Raw genomic sequence first — 23,965 nt, 5'->3', positions numbered from 1 at the left:
ATGACTTCCGTGGAATGACCTGCGCGTGCGCCAACCCGGTGCGCAGGTCGCGGACCGCGGAGCGAACCCATGAAGCGTGGCACCCAGTCACTGGTGGTGATCGGCAGCGTCGTGCTGGCGTTGCTCGTGGTGGCACTGATCGTGATCGCCACGTTCGACTGGAACCGGCTGCGGCCGTTCATCGGCGACAAGGTCAGCCAGGCGATCGGCCGGCCCTTTTCCATCAACGGTGACCTCACGCTGGACTGGCGCCGGGACCGCAGCCGCAGCGGCCCCGCCGCCTGGATGCCGTGGCCCGAGTTCACCGCGCGCGACATCCGCATCGCCAACCCCGACTGGGCCGCGCAAACGCCATTCGCACAGCTGGATGCGCTGCGCTTCCGGCTCTCGCCGTGGGCGCTGCTGATGCATCGCATCGAGGTACCCAGCGTGCAACTGGTGAACCCCAGCATCGACCTGGAGCGCGACAAGGACGGCCGCGCCACCTGGCGCTTCAATCCACCGAAGAAATCCGGGCCGTCGGCATGGCATCTGGACGTGGGCTCGGTCGGTTTCGACCACGGCGTGATCCGGCTGGGTGACGCGGTCACGCAGACCAGGCTCAAGGTCGCCGTGAAACCGTTGCAGGCGGCGATTCCCTACGACGACATCGTGGCGCAACAGAGCGCCGACGCCCGCAAGCAGGCGCAGAAGACCACCGGCAAGGCCGCCGCCAAGGCGCCGGAAGTGCCCAGGGACAAATCGGCCAGCGCGACCAGCTACCAGTTCGCCTGGCAAGCCAGCGGCACGTACCAGGGCGGTGCGCTCACCGGCGAAGGCAAGACCGGTGCCGTGCTGGCGTTGCAGGATGCCAGCCAGCCCTTTCCGGTGCAGGCCGACGTGCACATCGGCGACAGCCACATCGCCCTGGTCGGCACGCTGACCGATCCGCTGCAACTGGGCGCGCTCGACCTGCGCCTGTGGTTCTCCGGCAGCAGCATGGCCAAGCTGTACCCGCTGACCGGCATCACCCTGCCCGATACGCCGCCCTACGCCACCGAGGGCCACCTGAGCGCCAGGCTGGGCGAGGGCTCCGGCCGCTATCACTACCAGGACTTCCGCGGCCACGTCGGTGGCAGCGACCTCGCCGGCGACCTGTTGTTCGTCACTGGCGGCGAACGACCGAAACTGAGCGGCAAGCTGCACTCGAACCTGCTGCGCTTCGCCGACCTGGCGCCACTGATCGGCGCGGACTCCGACACCGCCAGGGTCGACCGTCCCGACAGCTCGCAGCCGGCCGACAAGCTGCTGCCGGTAGCGCCGTTCCGCACCGGGCGCTGGCAAACCATGGACGCCGACGTGGACTTCAGTGCCACCCGCATCGAGCACGGCAAGGCGCTGCCGATCGACTCGCTGCACACGCACCTCGTGCTGAGCAACGGCGCGCTCTACCTCGACCCGCTGACCTTCGGCGTGGCCGGCGGCACCGTGCGCAGCAACATCACCCTCGACGGCAGCCGCGCGCCGATGCCCGGCGTGCTGGAGCTGCATGCGCGCCACCTGAAGCTGAAACAGTTGTTCCCGCAGTTCTCGCCGATGCGCACCAGCTTCGGCGAGATCAACGGCGACGCCAACCTCACCGCCGAAGGCAATTCCATCGCCGCCCTGCTCGGCAGCGCCGACGGCGAGCTGAAGCTGCTGATGAACGACGGCGCGATCAGCAAGACGCTGCTGGAAACCGCCGGCCTCAACGTGGGCAACATCATCATCGGCAAGCTGTTCGGCGACAAGACGGTGGAAATCAACTGCGCCGCCACCGACATGGTCGCGAAGCACGGCCTGTTCGACATGCGCCTGTTCGTGTTCGACACCGACGACGCGCTGATCAAGGTGGATGGCACGGTGAATCTCGCCAGCGAGAAACTCGACCTCGACGTGAAACCGCACACCAAGGGCCTGCGCATCCTCTCCCTGCGCTCGCCGCTGTATGTTCGCGGCACGCTCAAGCACCCCGACGTCGGCGTGCAGAAGGGTCCGCTGCTGCTGCGCGGCGCCGGCGCCGTGGCCCTGGGCGCCGTCGCCGCACCGGCGGCCGCGCTGATCGCGTTGATCGCGCCCAGCCACGAAAACGAGGACAGCGGCGAGAACACCTGCCGCGCGGTGCTGATGCAACTGCGTGGCTCGGGCCAGAAGACTCAATCAAGCGGGAAATGACCATCTGTCGGCGGTTTCACCGCACGACCGTACCGTCCGCCAACCGGCAACGTTCAGTGCAGCTGCCGTCCGGAGCGGGTGAACCGGCGCCATAGCCGGCGCCACAGCATCGCCAGCGGGAAGGCCAGAATCAGAAAGGGCAAGCCGTAGCCGAGCAGCCCCAACGCATCGACCACGCCGTCCGCCACCTCGTCGGGCAAGCCGGAAAAGCCGATACCGATACGCCCGCTGCGGGCATCGCTACTGTCGAAATCCAGTTCGAGCCGATTGGTATCCAGCCGGCGCTGCTGATTTGCCCCAGCGGCCTGCAGCGATTGCAGTTGGCTTTCCACCGAGGCCTGCTCGTGGCTGAGCGCGATCAGATCGGCAACGGCCATGTCCTTGCGCGCGGCGAGGTCCGCCAGGTGTTGGGCTTGCTTTTCCAGCAAGTCGCGCTGACGCCGGTTGTCGGTGACCACATCGGCGAGATCCTCGGCCCGGGTCTGCCGGTATCCGACCGTGCCGTCTTGAGATGCCAGCTTCGCCATCGGCTCAACGCCATCTGGCACGATTCGCACGACCAGCGATGCCGAGTGCTCATCCTGCCGGATGCGCAGAACGTTGCAGGCACCGAATCGATCCGACTCGCAAGCCTGCCGGGCCACCGCCAGGCGATCGGCAATTTTCGCTTCCGGCAGTTTGATCCGCAGCGTGTGCTCATAAGCCAGCATCGCCCCGGACTTCGACTGCTCTCCGCTGACCGGTGCTGGCGAGACCTCCTGCTTCTTCGAGCACCCGCAGATCGCCTGCAGCACACCCAGCAGCAACAGCGCCATGCAGACAGAGCGGAAGCTGGACATGCGATTCCCCAAGGCAGTCAGGTCGGGTCAATCTGCCACAGCGGCAGACAAACTCAAACCACGTGGCGTCGAAGCGCGAGCGCACCGTACCGCGGTGCCCCACGCTTCGTCCCGACACCCAAAGGCATCGCGCACAGGGTGCGCTCCTGCACGGGCATGCGAGTCGTGCCAGGCATGGCGCTAGAATGCCGCGACTTCCCTTGCGCGTACGTCCATGCACCCCGTCAATCAGGCTCGTCTGCAGATTCATTTCTGCGTGTTGCTGTGGGGCTTTACCGCGATCCTGGGCAAGCTGATCACCTTGCAGGCGCTGCCGCTGGTGTGGTGGCGCATGCTGCTGGTAACCGGTGCGCTGCTGCTGGTGCCGAGGGTGCGGCGCCAGTTGCGGGCGATGTCATGGCGGCTGATCGGCGCATATGCCGGCATCGGCGTGCTGGTGTCGCTGCACTGGCTGACCTTCTATGCCGCGATCAAGCTGTCCAATGCCTCGGTTGGCGCCACCTGCATCGCGCTGGGGCCGGTGTTCCTGGCCTTCATCGAGCCGTGGCTCGCCAAGCGCAAATTCGATCCGCGCGAATTGCTGATCGGCGTGGCGGTAGTGCCGGGCGTGGTGATGGTGGTCGGCGGCGTGCCGGTGGACATGCGCATCGGCATCGCGGTGGGCGTGCTGTCGGCGCTGTTCGTGGCGCTGTTCGGCTCGCTCAACAAGCGCATGGTCGAATCGGGCGATCCGCTGACGGTGACCTTCATCGAGCTGGGCACCGGTACCGCGTTCCTCACCCTGCTGGCGCCGCTGCTGCCGCACCAGGGCGCGCTGTTCGTGCTGCCGAGCCTGCACGACGCGCTGCTGCTGCTGGCGCTGGCGTTCGGCTGCACCCTGCTGCCGTTCACGCTGGCGCTGGTGGCATTGCGCCACATGACGGCGTTCGGCACCCAGATGGTGACCAACCTGGAACCGGTCTACGCGATCGTGCTGGCGATCGTGCTGCTCGGCGAGCAGCACGAACTCGATCACTGGTTCTATCTCGGCGTGGCGGTGATCCTCGCTGCAGTGTTCGTGCATCCGCTGCTGCATCGCAAGCAGCGCGTCACCACCCAGCCGGAGCTGCTTGGCACCACCGAAAGCCACAGCATGGTCGACTGAGCGAACCTCGCGCACTACGCTGCCACGGCGCGCCAGCGTTGATTCATCGGGGCGAACACATGACGACCGCCAACCACCAGCACCACCGCGGCATCTTGCAGGCATTGGCCGCGGCAGCCTTGTTCGGCCTCGGCACGCCGCTGGCCAAGCTGCTGCTGGACACGACGCCGCCGCTGCTGCTGGCCGGGCTGCTGTACGCCGGCTCGGGGCTGGGCCTTTCGCTATGGCTGCTGCTGCGCAAGCTGCGCCGCCAGCGCGCCGCTGAGGCACCACTGACGCGACGGGACGCGCCATGGCTCGCCGGCGCGGTGCTGTTCGGCGGCGTGCTCGGTCCGATCCTGCTGATGCTGGGGCTGGCGCAGACGCCCGCGTCCACGGCCTCGCTGTTGCTCAACCTGGAAAGCGTGCTGACCGCCGTGCTCGCCTGGGTGGTGTTTCGCGAGAATGTGGATCGGCGCGTGTTCCTGGGCATGCTGGCGATCGTTGCCGGCAGCGTGCTGCTGTCCTGGCAGCGCCAGGCCGGCAGCGAGGTTCCGTGGGGCGCGCTGGCGATCGCCGGCGCATGCCTGTGCTGGGCGATCGACAACAACCTGACACGCCCCGTCGCCGGCGGCGATCCGGTGCAGATCGCCGCGATCAAGGGCGGCGTGGCCGGAATCATCACGCTCACCCTGGCGCTGATGATGGGCTACCGCTTCCCTGCCGTGCTGCCCCTGCTCGCCACCGGAGTGCTCGGCTTCGTCGGCTACGGCCTGAGCCTGGTGCTGTTCGTGCTCGCCCTGCGCAGCCTGGGCACGGCGCGCACCGGCGCGTACTTCGCCACCGCTCCGTTCGTCGGTGCCGGCTTGTCGCTGTTGCTGATCGCCGAACATCCGCCGCTCGTATTCTGGCTGGCCGGCGCGCTCATGGTGCTCGGCGTATGGCTGCACGTCAGCGAGCGGCATGCGCACGAACACGCGCATGAGGCGCTGGCGCACAGCCATCGCCACTACCACGACGAGCACCACCAGCACGCCCACGACTTCCCGTGGGACGGCAAGGAGCCCCACACCCACCCGCATGTGCACGAACCGCTGGTGCACAGCCACCCGCACTATCCGGACATCCACCACCGCCATCGGCATGCCTGAAGGAACCTCGCCCCGATGACGCCATCCCCGCGAAGGCGACAGGAGCTTTCGCGGGAATGGCGACCAGGAACGCGGCTGTTCGCGATCTCCTCAAATGGCCAACAGCCGCTCAGCTGGCCGATACCCGACGCCGCGCATTGCCCCCGTGCACCCACCGGTACAGCGCCGGCAGCACCAGCAGGGTCAGCAAGGTCGAGGACAGGATGCCGCCGATCACCACCGTGGCCAGCGGGCGTTGCACCTCGGCGCCGGTGCCCACGTTCAGCGCCATCGGCACGAAGCCCAGCGAGGCGACCAGCGCGGTCATCAGCACCGGCCGCAGGCGGGTCAGCGCACCTTCGCGAATGGCGCTGTCCAGGCCCATTCCGTCGTCGAGAAGCCGGCGGATGAACGACACCAGCACCACGCCGTTGAGCACCGCCACGCCCGACAAGGCGATGAAGCCCACGCCGGCGGAAATGGAGAACGGGATGCCGCGCATCCACAGCGCCAGCACGCCGCCGGTCAGCGCCAGCGGCACGCCGCTGAAGATCACCGCGGCGTCCTTCGCCGAGCCGAACGCCATGAACAGCAGGCCGAAGATCAACAGCAACACGACCGGCACCACGACCTGCAGGCGCTGGCCGGCCGAGATCAACTGCTCGAAGGTGCCACCGTAGTTGATCCAGTAGCCCTGTGGCAGGCTGACCTCGACGGCCACGGCGTCGCGCAACTCATCCACGAACGAACCCAGGTCGCGGCCGCGTACGTTGGCGGTGACCACCACCCGCCGCTTGCCGCTTTCGCGGCTGATCTGGTTCGGCCCGGTGGACAGTTCGACATGCGCCACCTCACCCAGCGGTACCGTAGTCGGGGCCGACGGGTTGTCACGCGCCGGCAACGGGATCGGCAAAGCACTCAGACCCTCCAGCCGGCTGCGTTGCGCCTCCGGCAGGCGCACCACGATGTCGATGCGCCGGTCGCCCTCGAACACCTGGCCGGCGGGGCCGCCGCCCAACGCGATGGACACCGTGTCCTGCACGTCGGCGACCGACAGGCCGTAGCGCGCCAGCGCGATGCGGTCGGGCTGGATCGTCAACAACGGCAGGCCGGTGGATGGCTCCAGCTTGACGTCGGCCGCCCCGGCCACGCCGGCGGCGACTTTCTCCACCCGCTCGCCCAGCTTCACCAGCGTGTCGAGGTCGTCGCCGAAGACCTTGATCGCCACCTCCGCGCGCACGCCGGCGATCAGCTCGTTCATGCGCATCTGCACCGGCTGGGTGAACTCGTAGTTGTTGCCGGGTATGGCGCGTACTGCCGCGTCCATCTCGCGGACCAGCCCGGCCTTGGGCTTGCGCGGGTCGGGCCAGTCCTTGCGCTCCTTCATCATGATGAAGGTATCGGCGACCGACGGCGGCATCGGGTCCGTCGCCACCTCGGCCGTGCCCAGCTTGGCGAACACGTGACTGACCTCGGGAAATTGCCTGATGCGTGCTTCCAGTTGCTGCTGCATGCCGATCGCCTGGGTCAGGCCGGTGCCGGGGATGCGCAGCGCATGCAGGGCGATGTCGCCTTCGTCCAGGTCGGGAATGAACTCGGCACCGAGCCGGCCGGCCAGCAGTCCGGCGGCGACCACCAGCACGGCCGCCGCGGCGACCACCGCCACCCGCCACGCGATCACCCGCTCCAACAGCGGCGCGTAGGCGCGGCGGAAAGCGAGCATCACGCGGTTCTCCTTCTCGGCCACGCGGCCGGTCACGAACATCGCCACCGCCGCCGGCACGAAAGTCAGCGACAGGATCATCGCTGCGGCGATCGCGATCACCACGGTGAACGCCATCGGATGGAACATCTTTCCCTCGACCCCCGAGAGGCTGAAGATCGGCAGGTACACGGCGGCGATGATGAACAGGCCGAACAGGCTCGGCTTGATCACCTCGGCGGTGGCGCTGGCCGCCAGCGCGAAACGCTCGTCCCGGCTCAGCATGCGGCCCAGGCGATGCTGCGCCTCGCCGAAGCGGCGCAGGCAGTTTTCCACGATGATCACCGCGCCATCGACGATCAGGCCGAAGTCGAGCGCGCCCAGGCTCATCAGGTTGCCGGAAATGCCGTTGCCGACCATGCCGCTGATCGTCATCAGCATGGTCAACGGAATGACCGCCGCGGTGATCAGCGCCGCACGCAAGTTGCCCAGCAGCAGGAACAGCACCACGATCACCAGCAGCGCGCCTTCGGCCAGGTTCTTCTGCACCGTGGCGATGGCCCGGTCGACCAGCTGCGTGCGGTCGTAGACCGCGCGTGCACTGACCCCGGCAGGCAGGCTTCGGTTGATTTCCTGCAGCTCGGCCGCGACCCGCCGGGCCACGACGCGGCTGTTCTCGCCGATCAGCATGAACACGGTACCCAGCACGGCCTCGTGGCCGTTCTCGGTCGCCGCACCGGTACGCAATTCCTCGCCCTCGGCGACCTCGGCCACGTCGCGCACGCGCAACGCCACGCCGTTTTGCTGCTTGACCACGACCTCGCGCAAGCCGTCGAGATCGGCGATCTGCCCGGGCACGCGGATCAGGTACTGCTCGCCGAAGCGCTCGATGTAACCGGCGCCGACATTCGCATTGTTGCGCTCCAGCGCCTGCTGCACGTCGACCAGACTCACCCCGTAGGCGGCCAGCCGGGCCGGGTCGGGGGTGACGTGGAACTGGCGCACGAAGCCGCCGATCGTGTTCACCTCGGTCACCCCGGCCAGGTTGCGCAGCTGCGGCCGGATCACCCAGTCCTGCAGCGTGCGCAGGTCCGTCGGCGTCCACGGCTCGCCGTCGGCGCGCCGCGCCTCGGGGGCGGCCTCGACCACGTACATGAAGATCTCGCCCAGGCCGGTGGTCACCGGCCCCAGCGTCGGCTGCATGCCCGCCGGCAGTTGCGCGCCGACCTCCTTCAGCCGCTCGGCCACCTGCTGCCGCGCGAAATACACATCGGTGCCGTCCTCGAACACCGCCGTGATCTGGGACAACCCGTAACGGGCGATCGAGCGCGTCTGCTGCAGGTGCGGCAGGCCGGCCAGCGCCGTCTCGATCGGATAGCTCAGGCGCTGCTCCGCTTCCAGCGGCGAATAACCGGGCGCCTCGGTGTTGATCTGCACCTGGACATTGGTGATGTCGGGCACCGCGTCGATCGGCAGCTTCGAATAGTTCCAGACGCCCAGCGCGCCCAGCCCCAGGGCCAGCACGAGCACCAGCAGGCGATGCGCGATCGCGGCGCGTACAAGTCGTTCAAGCATGCGGGCGTCCTCAGTGGTCGTGGCTGGCGCCGGACTTCTCGATGTCCGCGCGGATGAGGAAACTCTGCTCGCTCACGTAGGCCGTGCCGGGCTTGAGGCCGCCGAGCACCTCGGCCGAGGTGTCGTCGTGATCGCCCAGTTCGAGCATGCGCACTTCGTAGGTTTCGCCGACCTGGGCGAACACCACGGTGAAGTCGCGAAAGCGCTGCAGACCCGAGACCTTCACCGCCAGCGGCACCTCACGCTGTGCGACGGCAACCTCGCCGACCACCGCCATGCCCGGGCGCCAGGCATCGTCCGGGTTGGGAATGCGCGCACGGGCCACCACACTCATGCCCGCCCGGGTCACCGGCACCAGCGTATCGATGCGGGTGCCCAGCGCCTCGCCGCCGCTGGCCGGGCGCACGCTCACCGTCTGCCCCGGCCGCAGGCGGTCGGCATCGCGGCCGACCGCGTCCAGCTCGATCCAGACCGAGGACAGGTCGGCGATCTCGAACAGCGGCGCGTCGCCAGCGACGTCGCCGACATTCGTGTTGCGCGCCAGCACCACGCCGTCCAGCGGCGCGGTGACGGCGTAGCGGCGCATGCTGTCGTTGCCTTCCAACGTGGCCAGCGTCTGCCCGCGGCGCACGCGATCGCCCAGGTTTACCGGCACACTGCGCACGATGCCCGGGAAACGCGCGCGCACCATGGCCTGGCGGCTGCGGTCGATCGCCACGCGCCCCATCAGCGGCAGCACGTCGCGGATCGTGGCCGGACCGGCGATGGCGGTTATCACGCCCGCGGCCGCCGCGGTCGCGGTGGGGATGGTGACGCGCCCTTCATGCGAGGCGTAGCTCCACGCATGCGGCTTGCCGTCGTGGACGACACTGACCTTGACGTCGAACGAATGCGGCTCGGCCACCGTGCCGTCGGCGACCAGCGCGTCGCCTTCGGGACGGAACGCGAAGCGGGTGGTTTCGCCGTCCAGACGTCTGATCTCGACCACCGGCTGCAGTGCGCCCGCCGGCAACGGCTTGCCGTCGCGATAGCCGTACAGGCGGAACTCCGGCGGTACGCCGGCCTCGTAGATGGTGACTTCGAGCGCGAACGAACCGTCGCGTAGCAGGCGGCCGTTGTGCGGGCCGCGCTCATACGCCTCGGCGGCCGCGTGTTCGCCGTCGGCCGGTTCACGTGCGGCACGATCGCCGCAGGCGCCGAGGGCGACGGTGGCGAGCACCAGCAGCGCCAGCATGGCGCGCTTGAGATGGATGTTCTTCATGGGGACGAAACTCCGGCAGCGACCGTCATCCGTTCGATGTCGGTCAACAAGGTGAGGTAGCGGACAGCGGCGTCGATCTGCGCCTTGCGCAGCTCGAGCAGCGTGCGCCGGGCCTGCGACAGCGCGACGAAGCTGAAACGCCCGGCCTCGAAGCCCTTGCGGGTCAGCGCCAGCGCGGCCTCGGCTTTCGGGATCATGCGGTCGCGGTACGCCTCGAAGGCGGTGCGCGCGTGGACCAGCTCCTGGTACGCCGTGAACAGCCGCTGGCGCACGTCGATCTGCTGCGCCTGCGCACGTGCGTCGGCCGCCTCGGTCTCGGCCACGGACTGGGCCACGCTCAGCGCCGAGCGGCCGGCGCTGCCCAGCGGCAGCGAGATGCCGGCGACCAGCGCGGTGTCGTTGAACGCGGACAGCCGCCGCACGCCGACGTACATGCTGACATCCGGCCTGGCGCTGGCGACGGCCAGGCGTTCGCGCGCCTGCGCCGCGCGCGTGTCCAGCGCCAGGCCACGCAGGGCGGGGTTGTCGGGCAGGCGCGACACGAGCGCGTCGTACGCCGGCACCGCGGGCAGCTCGAACAGGTTGCCGGCCACCGTGTCGAAGTCGGGTTCGACGGCGTTCCACAACGCGGCAAGCGAGACCCTGGCACCGGCCAGTTCGTGCGACGTGTGCTCCACCTCGATGTCGGCCTGCGCCTCGGCGATCTGCATCAGGTCGAGGTCCGACTCCGGACTGCGGCCGGCCTGCACCCAGCGCCGCACGGTCGCCGTCAGCTCGTGCGCGAGGGCGAGGTCCTGCGCCGCCACGGTGGTGCGCGCCTGATCGGCGAGCACTTCGACGAAGCGCCTGGCGGCCTCGGTGGCCAGTTCCAGACGGGTCTGTTCCAGCGCAATGCGCGACCGCTCGACGTCGATGGCGCCCGCGGCCACGCGGGCGTCGCGCTTGCCGCCCCGTTCGAGGACACGACCCAGGCGCAAGGTGGTCTCCGCCGCCTGCACGCCGGCCAGCGATCCGCTGCCCCCCACATTCTCCACCTCCGCCCCCACCACCCAGGGCGGCGCAAGGCCGGCAAGGTCCGCCTGCCGTTCCGCGGCGACGATGGTCCGATCGCCGGCACGAATGGCCGGGTTGTGTGCAAGCGCACGAGCCACCGCCTGCGGCAGCGAAAGCGCCTCGCCCGCCACCGCGGGCGCACCGAAGCCGCCCGCCAGCAGCAGGAGGCACAGACAGCGTAAAGAAAACACGACGTTCTCCCATCGAATGCACAGTCAACGAGTTCAGGCCGCAACGCGGCCGTCGGGACGTTGCCGTCAGACGATGGGAGGGCGATGCAGCCGGGTCGGCGAACCGTCGGGTGCGGAAGCATCCTGCCATGGCGTGCAGACGTCCGCCTGCACCGGCGCGCATAGCGCAACGACGATTTTCGGCAGGGTTGCCGCGGCGCCGGCCAGGTAATGCGCATGGACGTGCGAGCCATCCGGCAGCGACACCATCGGCTCGTCGGCGCCGTCGGCATGGTGGTGATCGGCGGCGGCATCGACGGCGATCGCGTGCACTGCCGTGTGCGCGTCGTCATGGCCATGCGTGATCCATCTCGGCATCAAGGCCGACAGCACCATCGCCAGCGCGAACAGCAGTACCGCGCGCACCATGACGGGGCGACGATGGGGCAAGCGGCGAAAAGTGCGAAGGACGCTCATGACCTGCCCACTATGCGCAGGAAGAGCCGCGAAGGCAACCGGCGAAGCGACGGTTCATCCGCCGCGACGCTCACCCGCAGCAGCGCTTCTGCTGCTGGATCGGCGGGCACGGCACACTGCCCCAAGAACAGAACACGCAACAGTCGCCCGCTTTGGGCTGCAGCAATTTGCCACAGCCGGGACAGTCGTAGAAGAACTGGCAGGCGTCGATCGGCATGGTCTCGGTGGCCTGGTGGCCGCAATGCGGACAGGTCAGCGTGCTGAGCAGGATGAGTTCGGTCGTCACGTGTTTCGCCGGAGAAATGGAGTGAAGTGTAGGCATGGTCTTCGCCATGCCCTTGTCAATCGCGTCGGTTCAGCGGGCATCCACCGTGTCGCTGGCCGTGCGACAGGATGCGCTCGGTGCTGGCGCCAGCAGATCGCGGATGGACACCGCCACCATCAGCAGCAGGCCCGGATAGAGCAGCCATCCGGTGCGATGGCCACTGGCCCGCATCACGAATACCGCCAGCAGCACCAGCAGCGGGCCGAGCATACCGAGCGCGGCCCGCGGCCACCGCCGGTGACTGAGCCAGCCCAGCGCATTGGCGAGCAGCGCGATGCCCGCAAACGCCGGCAGCAGGATGCGGATGAACAGGCCTTCGTACGGGCTCAGTACGCCCAGCCCGATCGCCGCACCGAGGCTGGCCAGGGCGGGAAAGCAATTCACGCAGGCCGCTGCCGAGACGACACTGCCGATCAGTCCGGCCTTGTCGGCCAGCCGGGTGAGCAGGGGCATGGAGGTTCTCCTTTCGCGTGGAATGCCGGTGATCTAAGGTATTCCCGTAGTCAAGTACGGAGTCAAGCCCATGTCCTCCACGCAGGATACGTTTTCCATCGGCGCCTTCGCCAAGGCAGCCGGGGTCAATGTCGAAACGATCCGCTTCTACCAGCGCAAGCGCCTGTTGGCGGAGCCCGCCCGTCCGCCGGGCGGCATTCGTCGCTACGGAAACGCGGAGGTTGCACGGGTGAAGTTCGTGAAATCCGCGCAGCGGTTGGGGTTCAGCCTCGATGAGGTCGCGCAGCTGCTGCGGCTGGAGGATGGCACCCATTGCACGGAAGCGGCCGATCTCGCCGCGTTGCGGCTGGCCGATGTACGCAGCCGACTGGCCGACCTCACACGCATGGAGACGGCCCTCGCTGCGCTCGTCGAACAATGCGGTGCGCGTCAGCGCAGCGTGTCCTGCCCGCTCATCGCCTCGTTGCATGCCTGCTGAAATGGCGGCAGGCAGGATGCGGCCGATAGGAAGCCGGCGACGCGCATCGGCTGAGTTTTGCAGCCACGCTCAGGCCGCTCCGCCATGATCGTCGCGGAGCATGCCTTGGTGGCCCGCATCCCGACCATGCCCGGCAGGTCTGGATCCATCTGCCGATGGCTGCCCGACACCCGGCTGCGCCCAACGTCACTTGATTAGCGACGAAGCTCAGCTTGGAAACCCGTTCGCGCTGAGCGTAGCTTGCGACAGCAAGCGGAGTCGAAGCGCCCATAGGCGATCACCCTTCGACTTCCTCGCTCCTCAAAGCTACAGCCATCCATGGCTGCTCCCCGCGTGCGGCCCTGCGGGCCTACGCTCAGGGCGAACGGTGAGGTATTGGCTGAGCCTTGTCGCTAATCAGGCAACGTCACGGCGATCGCGAGGGTGATGCATGGCTCCTCATGGGTCAGTTTCCTTGCGGGTTGGGGTGAAGTGTGGTGTTTGTCTTGCCGGTTTTACGCAGCCGGTGGCGAACCAGCAGGCGGTACGCCGCGGGTATGACGAGCATGGACAGCAAGGGCGCGGTGACCATGCCGCCGATCATCGGTGCGGCGATGCGCTGCATCACTTCCGAACCGGCACCGTGGCCGAGCAGGATCGGAAACAGACCGGCGAGAATGACCGCGACGGTCATCGCCTTCGGGCGCACGCGCTGCACGGCACCTTCGCGGATCGCTGCGTCCAGCGCTTCCGGGCCGGCGTGGGGATCGAGCGCAAGCTGGTGCTCCCAGGCATGGTGCAGATACAACAGCATCACCACGCCAAACTCGGCAGCGACGCCGGCCAGCGCAATGAAGCCGATGATCGTGGCCACCGACACCGCGTGACCGAGCAACCAGATCAACCACAGGCCGCCCACCAGCGCCAGCGGCACGCTGGCCATGATCAGCGCGGCTTCGCTCACCCGGCGGAAAACGGCATAGATCAACAGAAAAATGATCACCAGCGCAATCGGCACCACCAGCTTGAGTCTTTCCATGGCACTGGCCAGGTACTCGAACTGACCGGACCAAGCCAAGGTCGTGCCCGGCGGCAAGGTGACTTGCTGGGCCACTGCGCGTTGCAGATCCGCAACCACGCCGCCGAGATTGCTGCTGGCTGTGTCGACGTAGACATAGGTCGCCAACTGGCCACCCTCGCTTTTCAGCATCGACGGCCCCGCCACCACGGCGATGTCCGCCACCTGACTCAGAGTGAGCTGGGCGCCATCGGCAGCGACGATCGGCAGCTGTCGCAACGCCCCGACCGAGTCGCGCTCGGCACGCGGGTAACGCACCACGATCGGATAGCGCTCGCGTCCCTCGATCGTCTGGCCGACCGGATCACCGCCAACTACCGTCGCGATCAACTGCTGCAGCTGCTGTTGGGACAGCCCGTAGCGCGCGGCGGCATCACGGCGGATGTGCACGTCGACGTAGCGACCGCTGGCCGGGCGCTCGGCGATCGCCGAGCTGACGCCGGGCACGGTCTTCGCCACCGTCTCGATCCGGTCGGCTACGGTCTGCAGCGTGGCCAGGTCGGTACCCAGCACCTTGATGCCGATCGGGCTCTTGATGCCGGTGGAGAGCATGTCGATGCGGTTGCGGATCGGCGGCACGAACAGGTTGGTCAGCCCCGGCACGTGGACGGCCTTGTCCAGTTCCGCCTTGATCTTGTCCATCGTCATGCCGGGCCGCCACTGGTCCTTCGGCTTGAAGGTGATCGTGGTTTCGAACATCTCCAGCGGTGCCGGATCGGTGGCCGTGTCGGCGCGCCCCGCCTTGCCGAACACATGATCGACCTCGGGCACGGTCTTGATCATGCGATCGGTCAGCTGCAGCAACTGCGAGGCCTTGCCGGCGGACAGTCCCGGCAACGCGGTGGGCATGTACAGCAGCGTGCCTTCGTCCATCGCCGGCATGAACTCGCTGCCGAGCCTGGTCAGCGGAACGACCGCGGTAAGCAGCAGCACACCGGCCAGCACCAGGACCGCTTTCGGATAACGGAGCACGGCTTCGAGGAGGGGCCGATAGCCATGGATCAGAACCCGGCTGAGCGGATTGTCGCGCTCCGCACGGATGCGCCCGCGGATCAGGTAGCCCATCAGCACCGGCACCAGGGTCACCGCCAGCCCGGCCGCCGCGGCCATCGCATAGGTCTTGGTGAAGGCCAGCGGCTTGAACAGCTTGCCCTCCTGTCCCTGCAGCGCAAAGACCGGCACGAACGACAGCGCGATGATCAACAGGCTGACGAACAGCGCGGGCCCCACCTCGGCGGCAGCGTCGGCGATCAGCGACCACCGCTGCGCACCTTGCGGTTCGCGTCCACCGTTCGCGTTGCGCCAATGTTCCAGGTGCTTGTGCGCGTTCTCGATCATCACGATCGCCGCATCCACCATCGCGCCAATCGCGATGGCGATGCCGCCGAGCGACATCAGGTTTGCCGTGACGCCTTGCAGATGCAGCGCGATGAAGGCGACCAACACGCCCAGCGGCAGCGTGATCACGGCCACCAGCGCCGAGCGCAGGTGCCCCAGGAACAACACGCAGACCAGCGTCACCACCAGGAATTCTTCGAACAACTTGCTCCACAGATTGCTCACCGCGGCGTCGATCAGCTGCGAGCGGTCGTAGGTGGGCACGATTTCGACGCCGGCCGGCAGGCTGCGCTGCAGTTCGGCCAGCCGTGCTTTCACCGCGGCGATGGTGGCCTTCGCGTTCTTGCCCGTGCGCATCACGATGATGCCGCCGACCACTTCGCCTTGCCCGTCCAGCTCGGCAATGCCACGACGGAACGTCGGGCCACGCCGCACCGTCGCCACGTCGCGCAGCAGCACCGGCACACCACTGGCGTTGACGGTGATCGGCACGTTTTCGAAGTCCGCGCGGCTCTTCAGGTAGCCTTCGCTGCGTACCATCAGCTCCGCTTCACCCCGTTCGATCACCGAGCCACCGTTAGCACCATTGGCGGCGCGCACCGCATCGACCAGTTGCGCCACGGTGATGCCGCGCGCCGCCAGCGCCTGCGGATCGGGCACGATCTGCCACGCCCGCTCCATACCGCCCAAGGTGGCGACCTCGGCGACGTTCGGCACGGTCTTGAGCTGATAGCGCAGGAACCAGTCCTGCAGCGCGCGCAGCTGGCCGAGATCGTGTTTGCCGGTGGGATCGATCAGCGCGTACTCGTAGATCCAGCCGAGTCCCGTGGCATCAGGGCCGAGAGAGGGCGTGACGCCGGCCGGCAGGCGATCGCGCGCCTGGCTCAGATACTCCAGCACCCGCGAGCGTGCCCAGTACAGGTCGGTGCTGTCGTCGAACAGCACATCGACGTAGGAGTCGCCGAAGAACGAAAAGGCGCGCACCGTGGTCGCGCCGGGCACCGAGAGCATCGTGGTGGCCAGCGGATAGGTGACCTGATCCTCGACCACCTGCGGCGATTGGCCCGGGTAGCTGGTGCGGATGATTACCTGGGTGTCGGACAGATCGGGCAGCGCGTCGACCGGCGTGCGCGTCACCGAGAACATGCCGATCAGGGCCAAGGCCAGTGCAGCCAGCAGCACGAACACGCGATGGGCGATCGCCGCGCGAATCAGGGCGGCGATCATGGTCTGTCTCCCATCGGCATGCCCGGCATGGGGGTACTCGTGGCCGGCACCGGTTTGGTGGAGCTGTCATTCAGGCGCTCCAGCGCACCGGACAGGCTCGCCTCCGAGTCGATCAGGAACTGGCCGGAGACCACGACCTTTTCACCGCCCGTGAGGCCGTCGAGAATTTCCGTATAGCCGCCGGCTGCACGCCCGATGCGCACCGATACAGCACGGAAGTGGCCATCTCCCTCGGCGATGATTACCCGCGTCTGGCTGCCGGTGGCGATCAGCGCGTCGTCCGGCACCACGGGCACCGCTTCACCCTGCGCGGGGCTGAGCCGCACGGTGGCGAACATGCCTGGACTCAAGGCACCGTCGGGATTGTCGAGCACGATGCGGGCGCGCTGGGTGCGCGTCACCGCATCCACCTCCGGCAGCAAGGTTTCCACGGTGCCGGGGAACGACCGACCCGGCAGGGCATCGACCGTGACCACCACCGGCGTGCCGTTGCGCACCGTGCCCGCCGCTGCCTGCGGCAGTGCCGCCTCGGTCCACACGGTGGACAGGCCATTCACTGTCATCAAGGTCTGACCGGCGGTGACGCGCTGGCCTTCACGCACGTCCAGTGTCGTGACGACGCCCGCCTGCGGGGCGTGCAGCGTGATCGCCGCGCCCGTGCCGCGACGCGACGATCGGATCTCTGCCGGCGTCAGGCCCAGCACCTGCAGGCGTTCCCGCGAAGCCGCGCGAAGGCCTTTTGCTTCGGTCGACTGCACATGCTGAAGCGCATCGTATTCGGCCAGTGCACTGCTCCACTGCGGTGCCAACAGCTCCGCCAGCGGCTCGCCTGCCTTGACCACGGTATACGGCGCGCGTACGTCCAGCTTGCTCACCACCGCATCGGTGCGGGCGCTGATGGTGATGGCCTGGCGCAGATCCCAGGTGATGGTGCCCGGCACCCGGAGCGCCGACGCCAGCACGCGACGCTCCACCGTGGCGGTGCGAACGCCGAGATTCTGCACCGTCGTCGGATCGATCCGGACGACATCCTTGGCCGTCCCTTCTTCGGCCGGCTTCTCATCGGCATATTTGGGCACCATCTGCATGCCCATCGGCGACAGACCCGGCTTGTCGAAGTGTTGCTGCGGCACCATCGTGTCGTACCAGTACAGGATTTTTTTACCGCCGGCTTCCGCTGCGGAGGCGGGAGTACCGGCCTGCGACGGAGACGATGGCGCCTGATGGCGGCCGCCGAAGTAGCCGATCAGAAGCAGCATGACCGCCAGCAGCGCGGCGGTGAGCATCATCAATGCGCGCTTCATGGCGTCGTCTCCGAAGTGGGTAACAGATAAGCCAGTGCCGCCCAGGCGCGGCCGTACTCGGCCTGCATGCGGGCGTAATCCGTGTGGTGAGCGATCTCGTCGCGACGGGCATCCAGCAAGGGCTGGATCTCGCCGCCGCCGCGGTACGCGGCGAGCGCCAGGACCACGCGGTCATTGGCCAGTGGGAGCAAGGCATCGCGGTGCCGGCGCACCTGCTGGCCGAGCGATTCCCATTGCGCCCAGGCGGATCGGATGGCCTCGACCTGCTGACGGCGTGCGTCGTCGCGTTCGTCGCGAACCGCATCGAGGTCGGCCGCGCGGGCGGAAATACCCCGATCCTGCCGGTTGCGCGTGAACAGCGGCAGGCTTACCCCGACCTGCAGCGACACCATGTCGGACAAGCCGCGCACACGGGAGCCGTAGCTCAAGCCCACGCTCCATTCAGGGCGTTTGTCGGCACGGGCAGCGGCAAGCGCTGCCTCGGCGGCCTGTTCGCGGGCCGGCCACCCGAGCAGGTTGCCCTGACGATCGAGGCTGGCCAGCAAGGACGCTTCGTCGTGCGGCAGGACGGCGAAGTCTGGCGCGTCCCCCAGCGGCTGCCCGATCGGAGAACCGAGCCATCGCGCCAGGCCCGCGCGGGCCTGTGCCTCGCGGGCATTCGCCTCATCGAGACGGTTTTCCAGGTCGAGGGATTCCATGCGGGCGGCGAGCACCTCTGCCGCGCTACCGGTACCACCGCGCAAGCGTGCTTTCGCCACGGCCACGTCCTGCGCCCATGCCTGCCGCATGGATCGCAACATCATGGCTTCGCGGTGCGCACCCCAGGCGGAGATCCAGGCATCGGCCACCTGCTGCCGGATCGACAAGCCGGTCGCCACCTCCGACGATGCGGCCAAATCCGCCTGGGCATGGCCCATCGCCCGTTCGGCCTGACGCTTGCGGCGCGATGGCAGGGCCTGGCTGATGCCGACGGTGCGCATGGTCATGCTGTCACCGCCAACCGTAAATGCGCCCGGCCCCTGCACGGCCAGATTGTCGACCCCGACGGTGAGTTGGGGATCGGGCAGCGCACCCGCACGGGCCGCCTCCTGTCGTGCCGATTCCGACTGGGCGCGGCGCGCCTCCAGCAGGGGTGCGCGCTCGATCGCTTGATGGATGGCGGCATCAAGCGTCAGCGGCGGTTCGGCGGCATGCGCCGCCGCGGCCGCCGCTCCCCACAGGAGCACGGCCAGACCCGCCGCCATCAGGCGCCGGGCGAATTGAAGGGAGAACATGGGTGAACACTCCGTCGATCTGCGATTCGCGCCGTGCCATGCAGGCACGACGCCACGTCGGTGGATACCGCGACGGGTCAGATCAAATCAGGAGCGAACAGAACAACAAGCGGGGAATCGGTGGCGGCGCTCGCAGACGCTCGCGCCGAATCAACGCCCGCTCGGACGGCAACGCCACCGCCGTCACGGACAGCAGCACCGGCGGCAGCGCGGACAACGCGCTGGCCGGCACCGAGGCGGTGCGCGCATCGACCTGGGTGGCATGGTCGGGCTGGCAATGCTGCCGGCACAGCGGATCGACCGGTGTCGTCATGTCCGCACAGCCGTCGGCCATTGCCATGGACGAGGAGTGCACCGCCACGGCCAGCGCGGCCGCGGCCGGCGCCGCCTGTGCCGCGACGCAGGCATACGCCGCCACCGCCACCTGCTGCCACAGCAGCAGCACGACCACCAGCCACGCAAGGCGGCGACGGGCGACGGGACGGAGGCGGAAGGCGGGTTTCATCTCACGGGCACTGTAGTGTCGGCAGCGGGCAGGTCATTGACGCGGATCAAGTCGGCGGATCGCGATCGGGAGACCAGCTGCGCTCACGCAGCCAGGCCGTGCGTCGCATACACCCGGGTCGAGCCGTCGCGGCCGATCAGCACTACATCGTAACGCTCGGGCGCGCCCATCTCCATGCCGGGCGAGCCCATCGGCATACCGGGCGCGGCGATGCCGATGGCGTCCGGCCGCTCGGCGAGCAGGCGGCGGATGTCCTCCACCGGCACGTGCCCCTCGACCACGTAGCCCTCGATCACCGCGGTATGGCAAGACACCGCACCGGGCGGCACGCCGAAGCGCGCCTTCACCGTCGCCATCGGCTGGTCCTGGTGCACGGTGACGGTGTAGCCCTGCGCGCGCATGTAATCGACCCAGGCGCCGCAGCAGCCGCAGGACGGGTCGCGGTAGACGTCGAACGCATTCGCCGCCAACGCCGCCGGCGCGAACAGCACGGCAAACAGCAAACTGATGCCCATGCGGGAAAACCATCGTTTCATCGTCATTCTCCGGTTGTCGGGGTGGTTTGCCACTGGACGGACACGATCTTCCAGCTGTCGCCGTCCTTGCCGAGCTTGAGCATCTCGCGACTGCGCAGCGTGGTCGGCCTGCCCTTGATCGTGACCTCGACGCCGCTTTCGCTGCCGACCATTGCGGTGTCGCCCATCGGCATCGAGCCGAACGAGACCGGCGTGAGCTTCGCGGCCTTCAGGAACTTGATGTCCTCGCCCAGATGGCCGGCGGCGTATTCGTCGCGTGTCTGCGTGTGGCCGCCTTCGCTGACGCGGACCCCGGGCGCCAGCAGTGCGAGTACGGCTTCGCGGTCGCCACGCTGCAACGCGGCCTGGAAGGCCCGCGCCACCGTTTCGGCCGCCGGCACTGCGCCCGGCGTCATGCCTTCCATCGACAGCGGCGCCTCGACCGTCGGCACGGCGGCGTGTTCGTGAACATCGCCATCAGCCGCGTCATGGCTGTGCCCCGCTTCGCCGGCCATCGGCATGCCTTCCATCGCCGCCGTGCCATGCGCATCCTCGTCAGCGGTGCCGCCATGGCTGTGGCTGTGGCCGCCCGCCTCATCCATGTCGTGGTCCTGCGGTGCCCGGGCCACGATGTCCTGATATTGCGCCGGCGTCATGTCGGGCAGTTTCTGCAGGAACGCCACCATGCTCCAGATCGTGGCGTCGTCATGGGTGGCACCCCACGCCGGCATCGCGCTCATCTTGACGCCATGCTTGATCACCCAGAACGCCTCGCGCGGATCGGGCCGGAATTTCGCCAGCTCGGGCGGCAGCGGGTACAGGCCCGGGCGCATCTCGTTCTCGGCCATGCCCGGCGCCAGGTGGCAACCGGTGCACATCGCCGCGTACTGGCCGGCGCCCTTGAGGATCAGCTGCGGGTCGTCGAGATTCGGCACCACGATGTCTTTTGCGTGATGCTCGATCGAGCGCTCGCGCAGCGTCTGCATCAGCGCGTAGACGGGTCTGGTGTGGTGGTCGTCGGCGCCGACGTTGTAGACGCCGGACCAGACGAAGGCGCCGACACCGGCGGCGGCGATGACGCAGAGAATCACGACGGTGATGATGAGTCGTTTCATGGGCTCTCCTCAGAACCAGATGCGCAGGCCGGCGACCCACTGCCGGTCGAAGACTGCCTGATGATCGGCGCGGGCGAAATCGGCCGTGGTGCCGAAGCGGCGCGTCCAGACTACGCCAAGATACGGCGCGAACTCGCGCCGGATCTCGTAGCGCAGGCGCAAGCCCAGCCTGGCATCGGTGAGGCCGCTGCCGATGCCGCGCGCCGGGTCGGACTTGCCGTGCAGGTTGACCTCCAGCTCCGGCTGCAGGATCAGCCGCTGGGTGAACAGCAGCTCGTAGTCCGCCCGCAGGCGCGCCGCGCTGCGGCCGGACGGCCCGACGTAGGCGGTGGCCTGGATCTCGAACCAGTACGGCGCCAGGCCCTGCACGCCGAACGCGGCCCAGCTTCGCTGCGGACCGGTGCCGAAGTCATGGCGCACGCCCAGCTGCGTGCTCCAGAACGCGGCCGCGGCGTGATCCCATAGCGCCTCGACCTCGCCATCGCCGATCCGGCCATCGCTGCGCTCGCCCTCGCTGCGCAGCCACAGCTTGTCCGTGTCGCTGCCGTACCAGCCTGAGGCTTCCCACGACTGACCGTTGCCGTCGCGGCCGTGGAACGCTTCGAGCTGATCGATCAGCAGCATGCCGGCGGGTGTGCTGCCGTGCATGTGCAGGGCGTGCGCGGGACTGGCGGCGATGCCGTCGGAATAATCGCCACTGCGTGCGTCCGCCGGTGCGTAGCCGCCCTGCATCGGTTGCATGCCCGCGCCCGCGCCATGCGCCTGGCCGTGGCTCATGCCGGGCATCGACGCGTGATCCATGTCGGGCATGACCTGGGGGGATGTCGCCGGCGCGGGCGGCGGCGTGCCGTGATGCATGCCGCCGTGGTCCATCCCGTGCATCGGGCCATGGTCCATCGCCACCGGCGCCGTGCTGCCGGCCGGGGCTGGCGCGCTCTGCGCCGTCGCCGCCAGCGGCATGGCCAGCAGCAGTGCGGCCAGCCACGCCACGCGGCGCGGAACGATCGAGGTATCGCGGCGCTTCGTGCTCATGCCACCACCACCTCGCGGAACATGCCCGCCTCCATGTGGTACAGCAGGTGGCAGTGGTAGGCCCAGCGCCCCGGCGCGTCGGCGGTCACCGCGTAGCTGATCCGCTGTGCCGGCTGCACGTTGATGGTGTGCTTGCGCACCTGGAACTGCCCGTGCGGGTTCTCCAGCTCGCTCCACATGCCGTGCAGGTGGATCGGGTGGTTCATCATGGTGTCGTTGACCAGCACGATGCGCAGGCGCTCGCCGGTGTTGAAATGGATCGGCTTGGCGTCGGAGTACTTGATGCCGTCGAACGACCACATGAAGCGCTCCATGTTTCCGGTCAGGTGCAGTTCGATCTCGCGGCCGGGTTCGCGCGCGTCGAGCGGGCCGCCGACGGTGTGCAGGTCGGCGTAGGTCAGCACGCGGCGGCCGTTGTCGCGCAGGCCGATGCCCGGATCGTCGAGATTGCTGCGCGGCATGTCGACGCGCATGTCCACGCCGGGGCCGTATTCGGTGCGGACGTGGTGCACGGCGGGTGCGGTGGTCATGCCGGCGTGATCCATGCTGCCGTGGTCCATGCCGGGCATCGCGGCATCACCGCCGCCATGGTCCGCGTGCGACATCGCGCCCATCATGTCCTGCATGCCGAGCCACACGCGCCGGTCCAGCGCCGGCACCTCGGCGTCCATGCCTGCACGCGGCGCCAGCGTGCCGCGCGCGTAGCCGCTGCGGTCGATCGACTGGGCAAACAGCGTGTACGCGCGCTCCTCCTGCGGCTCGACGATCACGTCGTAGGTTTCGGCTGCCGAGATGCGGAATTCGTCGACCGCCACCGGTTGCACGTCCTGGCCGTCGGCGGCGATCACCGTCATTTTCAGGCCGGGAATGCGCACGTCGAAGATGCTGGACGACGAACCGTTGATGAAACGCAGCCGGATCTTTTCGCCGGGCCTGAAGATGCCGGTCCAGTTGCCGGCCGGCGTCGTGCCGTTCATCAGGTAGGTGTAGGTGTAGCCGGAGACGTCGCCGAGGTCGGTCGGATTCATCCGCATCTGGTTCCACATTCTGCGCTTGGCCAGCGCCTGGCTCAGGCCCTTTTCACGCACGTCACGGAAGAAGTCCGGCACGGTGGGCTGCGCGAAGTTGTAGTAGTCGCTCTGCTTTTTCAGCTTGGCGTAGATGCGCTCGGGGTCCTCGTCGGTCCAGTCGTTGAGCATCACCACATAGTCGCGATCCGTGGGGTATCGCTCGGGGCCGGCCGGTTCGATCACCAGCGGACCGTACAGCGCGTTCTGCTCCTGGAAACCCGAGTGCGAGTGGTACCAGTAGGTGCCGCTCTGGCGCAGCTGGAACCGGTACAGAAAACTCTCGCCCGGCGCGATGCCGTCGAAGCTGAGGCCGGGTACGCCGTCCATCCGGAACGGCAGGACGATGCCGTGCCAGTGGATCGAGGTGGGCACGCGCAGGCGGTTGCTCACGCGCAGGTTCACCGTGGTGCCTTCGCGCATGCGCAGCAACGGACCTGGCACGCCTCCGTTGACGGTGGTCGCCGGCCGCGCCGCGCCGGTGAAGTTGACGGTGCGCTCGACGATGTCCAGCGCAAAGTCGGTGCCGCTGAGCACGGTGGGCTGTCCCGGGCTGGTCAGCGTCCAGGCGTTCGCGGGCCGCAGCAGGCCAAGGCCGGCTGCCGCGCCGCCCAGGGCCAGGCCCTGCACGAAACGTCGCCGCGACAGGTCGGTCGCAGGCAAGGGGGGAAATGGATGCACGCAGGTCTCCTTCGGGGAAGGCACCGATGGCCGGTGCCGACACGGGCCGCCGTCCACGCTCGCCGCCAGGC

Annotated in this window: 19 protein-coding genes; 4 read left to right on the top strand and 15 right to left on the bottom strand. The window is 68.3% G+C overall.

Features of this window, described 5'->3' with window-relative positions; all coding sequences use genetic code 11:
• Positions 1 to 69: 69 nt before the first annotated feature.
• A complete protein-coding gene (locus ACFCQI_RS13975; RefSeq protein ID WP_395117644.1) occupies positions 70 to 2,193 on the top strand; it encodes an AsmA family protein in 2,124 nt (707 codons plus the stop codon).
• 53 nt (positions 2,194 to 2,246) lie between these two features.
• Here ACFCQI_RS13975 and ACFCQI_RS13970 read toward each other — a convergent pair whose 3' ends face one another.
• Positions 2,247 to 3,032 carry a DUF4349 domain-containing protein gene (locus ACFCQI_RS13970; RefSeq protein WP_395117642.1) on the bottom strand — a complete coding sequence of 262 codons (786 nt, stop codon included), beginning with the start codon at positions 3,030 to 3,032 and terminating at the stop codon, positions 2,247 to 2,249.
• A 214-nt stretch (positions 3,033 to 3,246) separates the two neighbouring features.
• On the opposite strand from ACFCQI_RS13970, the gene ACFCQI_RS13965 reads away from it, so the two are divergent.
• Together ACFCQI_RS13965 and ACFCQI_RS13960 are read left to right on the top strand one after the other, a co-directional pair.
• Entirely contained in the window at positions 3,247 to 4,176 is a 930-nt protein-coding gene (locus ACFCQI_RS13965) for a DMT family transporter (protein ID WP_395117639.1), read from the top strand.
• 59 nt (positions 4,177 to 4,235) lie between these two features.
• Positions 4,236 to 5,306, top strand: coding sequence for an EamA family transporter (locus ACFCQI_RS13960; protein ID WP_395117637.1), 1,071 nt, complete (start codon positions 4,236 to 4,238; stop codon positions 5,304 to 5,306).
• Between the two features lie 109 nt (positions 5,307 to 5,415).
• Here ACFCQI_RS13960 and ACFCQI_RS13955 read toward each other — a convergent pair whose 3' ends face one another.
• The 6 genes from ACFCQI_RS13955 to merC all read right to left on the bottom strand — a co-directional run bounded on the left by ACFCQI_RS13955 (position 5,416) and on the right by merC (position 12,301).
• Positions 5,416 to 8,562: an efflux RND transporter permease subunit gene (locus ACFCQI_RS13955; protein WP_395117635.1), complete on the bottom strand. Its 3,147-nt coding sequence runs from the start codon at positions 8,560 to 8,562 to the stop codon at positions 5,416 to 5,418.
• Between the two features lie 10 nt (positions 8,563 to 8,572).
• Entirely contained in the window at positions 8,573 to 9,823 is a 1,251-nt protein-coding gene (locus tag ACFCQI_RS13950; protein ID WP_395117633.1) for an efflux RND transporter periplasmic adaptor subunit, read from the bottom strand.
• A complete protein-coding gene (locus tag ACFCQI_RS13945; protein ID WP_395117631.1) occupies positions 9,820 to 11,067 on the bottom strand; it encodes a TolC family protein in 1,248 nt (415 codons plus the stop codon). Before ACFCQI_RS13945 ends, ACFCQI_RS13950 begins: the two co-directional genes overlap by 4 nt.
• Before the next feature lie 66 nt (positions 11,068 to 11,133).
• Positions 11,134 to 11,523 (bottom strand): hypothetical protein, encoded by a 390-nt coding sequence (locus ACFCQI_RS13940; protein WP_395117629.1) that lies wholly within the window; start codon positions 11,521 to 11,523, stop codon positions 11,134 to 11,136.
• A 70-nt stretch (positions 11,524 to 11,593) separates the two neighbouring features.
• Positions 11,594 to 11,809: a GDCCVxC domain-containing (seleno)protein gene (locus ACFCQI_RS13935; protein ID WP_395117627.1), complete on the bottom strand. Its 216-nt coding sequence runs from the start codon at positions 11,807 to 11,809 to the stop codon at positions 11,594 to 11,596.
• A gap of 69 nt (positions 11,810 to 11,878) precedes the next feature.
• Complete coding sequence (gene merC / locus ACFCQI_RS13930; protein WP_056763438.1) at positions 11,879 to 12,301, bottom strand: organomercurial transporter MerC; 423 nt, start codon at positions 12,299 to 12,301, stop codon at positions 11,879 to 11,881.
• A 70-nt stretch (positions 12,302 to 12,371) separates the two neighbouring features.
• Here merC and merR point away from each other — a divergent pair, with 70 nt between their 5' ends.
• Entirely contained in the window at positions 12,372 to 12,779 is a 408-nt protein-coding gene (gene merR, locus ACFCQI_RS13925; RefSeq protein ID WP_056763436.1) for an Hg(II)-responsive transcriptional regulator, read from the top strand.
• Between the two features lie 445 nt (positions 12,780 to 13,224).
• Here merR and ACFCQI_RS13920 read toward each other — a convergent pair whose 3' ends face one another.
• The 8 genes from ACFCQI_RS13920 to ACFCQI_RS13885 form a co-directional block, all read right to left on the bottom strand.
• On the bottom strand, positions 13,225 to 16,401 hold the full coding sequence (locus ACFCQI_RS13920; protein ID WP_395117625.1) for an efflux RND transporter permease subunit: 3,177 nt from the start codon (positions 16,399 to 16,401) through the stop codon (positions 13,225 to 13,227).
• Positions 16,398 to 17,705 (bottom strand): efflux RND transporter periplasmic adaptor subunit, encoded by a 1,308-nt coding sequence (locus ACFCQI_RS13915; protein ID WP_395117623.1) that lies wholly within the window; start codon positions 17,703 to 17,705, stop codon positions 16,398 to 16,400. The genes ACFCQI_RS13920 and ACFCQI_RS13915 overlap by 4 nt, the downstream gene beginning before the upstream one ends.
• Positions 17,702 to 18,979, bottom strand: a complete 1,278-nt coding sequence (locus tag ACFCQI_RS13910) for a TolC family protein (RefSeq protein ID WP_395117621.1) — start codon at positions 18,977 to 18,979, stop codon at positions 17,702 to 17,704. Before ACFCQI_RS13910 ends, ACFCQI_RS13915 begins: the two co-directional genes overlap by 4 nt.
• An 82-nt stretch (positions 18,980 to 19,061) precedes the next feature.
• On the bottom strand, positions 19,062 to 19,484 hold the full coding sequence (locus ACFCQI_RS13905) for a hypothetical protein (RefSeq protein ID WP_395117619.1): 423 nt from the start codon (positions 19,482 to 19,484) through the stop codon (positions 19,062 to 19,064).
• Between the two features lie 83 nt (positions 19,485 to 19,567).
• Positions 19,568 to 20,020 (bottom strand): DUF411 domain-containing protein, encoded by a 453-nt coding sequence (locus ACFCQI_RS13900; protein WP_395117617.1) that lies wholly within the window; start codon positions 20,018 to 20,020, stop codon positions 19,568 to 19,570.
• Between the two features lie 2 nt (positions 20,021 to 20,022).
• Positions 20,023 to 21,114, bottom strand: a complete 1,092-nt coding sequence (locus tag ACFCQI_RS13895) for a c-type cytochrome (protein WP_395117615.1) — start codon at positions 21,112 to 21,114, stop codon at positions 20,023 to 20,025.
• Positions 21,115 to 21,123: 9 nt separating this feature from the next.
• Positions 21,124 to 22,146, bottom strand: a complete 1,023-nt coding sequence (locus ACFCQI_RS13890) for a copper resistance protein B (RefSeq protein WP_395117613.1) — start codon at positions 22,144 to 22,146, stop codon at positions 21,124 to 21,126.
• Entirely contained in the window at positions 22,143 to 23,894 is a 1,752-nt protein-coding gene (locus ACFCQI_RS13885) for a copper resistance system multicopper oxidase (RefSeq protein ID WP_395117611.1), read from the bottom strand. The genes ACFCQI_RS13890 and ACFCQI_RS13885 overlap by 4 nt, the downstream gene beginning before the upstream one ends.
• Between the last annotated feature and the right edge of the window lie 71 nt (positions 23,895 to 23,965).

The organism is Rhodanobacter sp. FW102-FHT14D06, assembly GCF_043950705.1.
Lineage (GTDB): Bacteria > Pseudomonadota > Gammaproteobacteria > Xanthomonadales > Rhodanobacteraceae > Rhodanobacter.
This window is presented reverse-complemented; position numbering and strand designations above follow the sequence as displayed.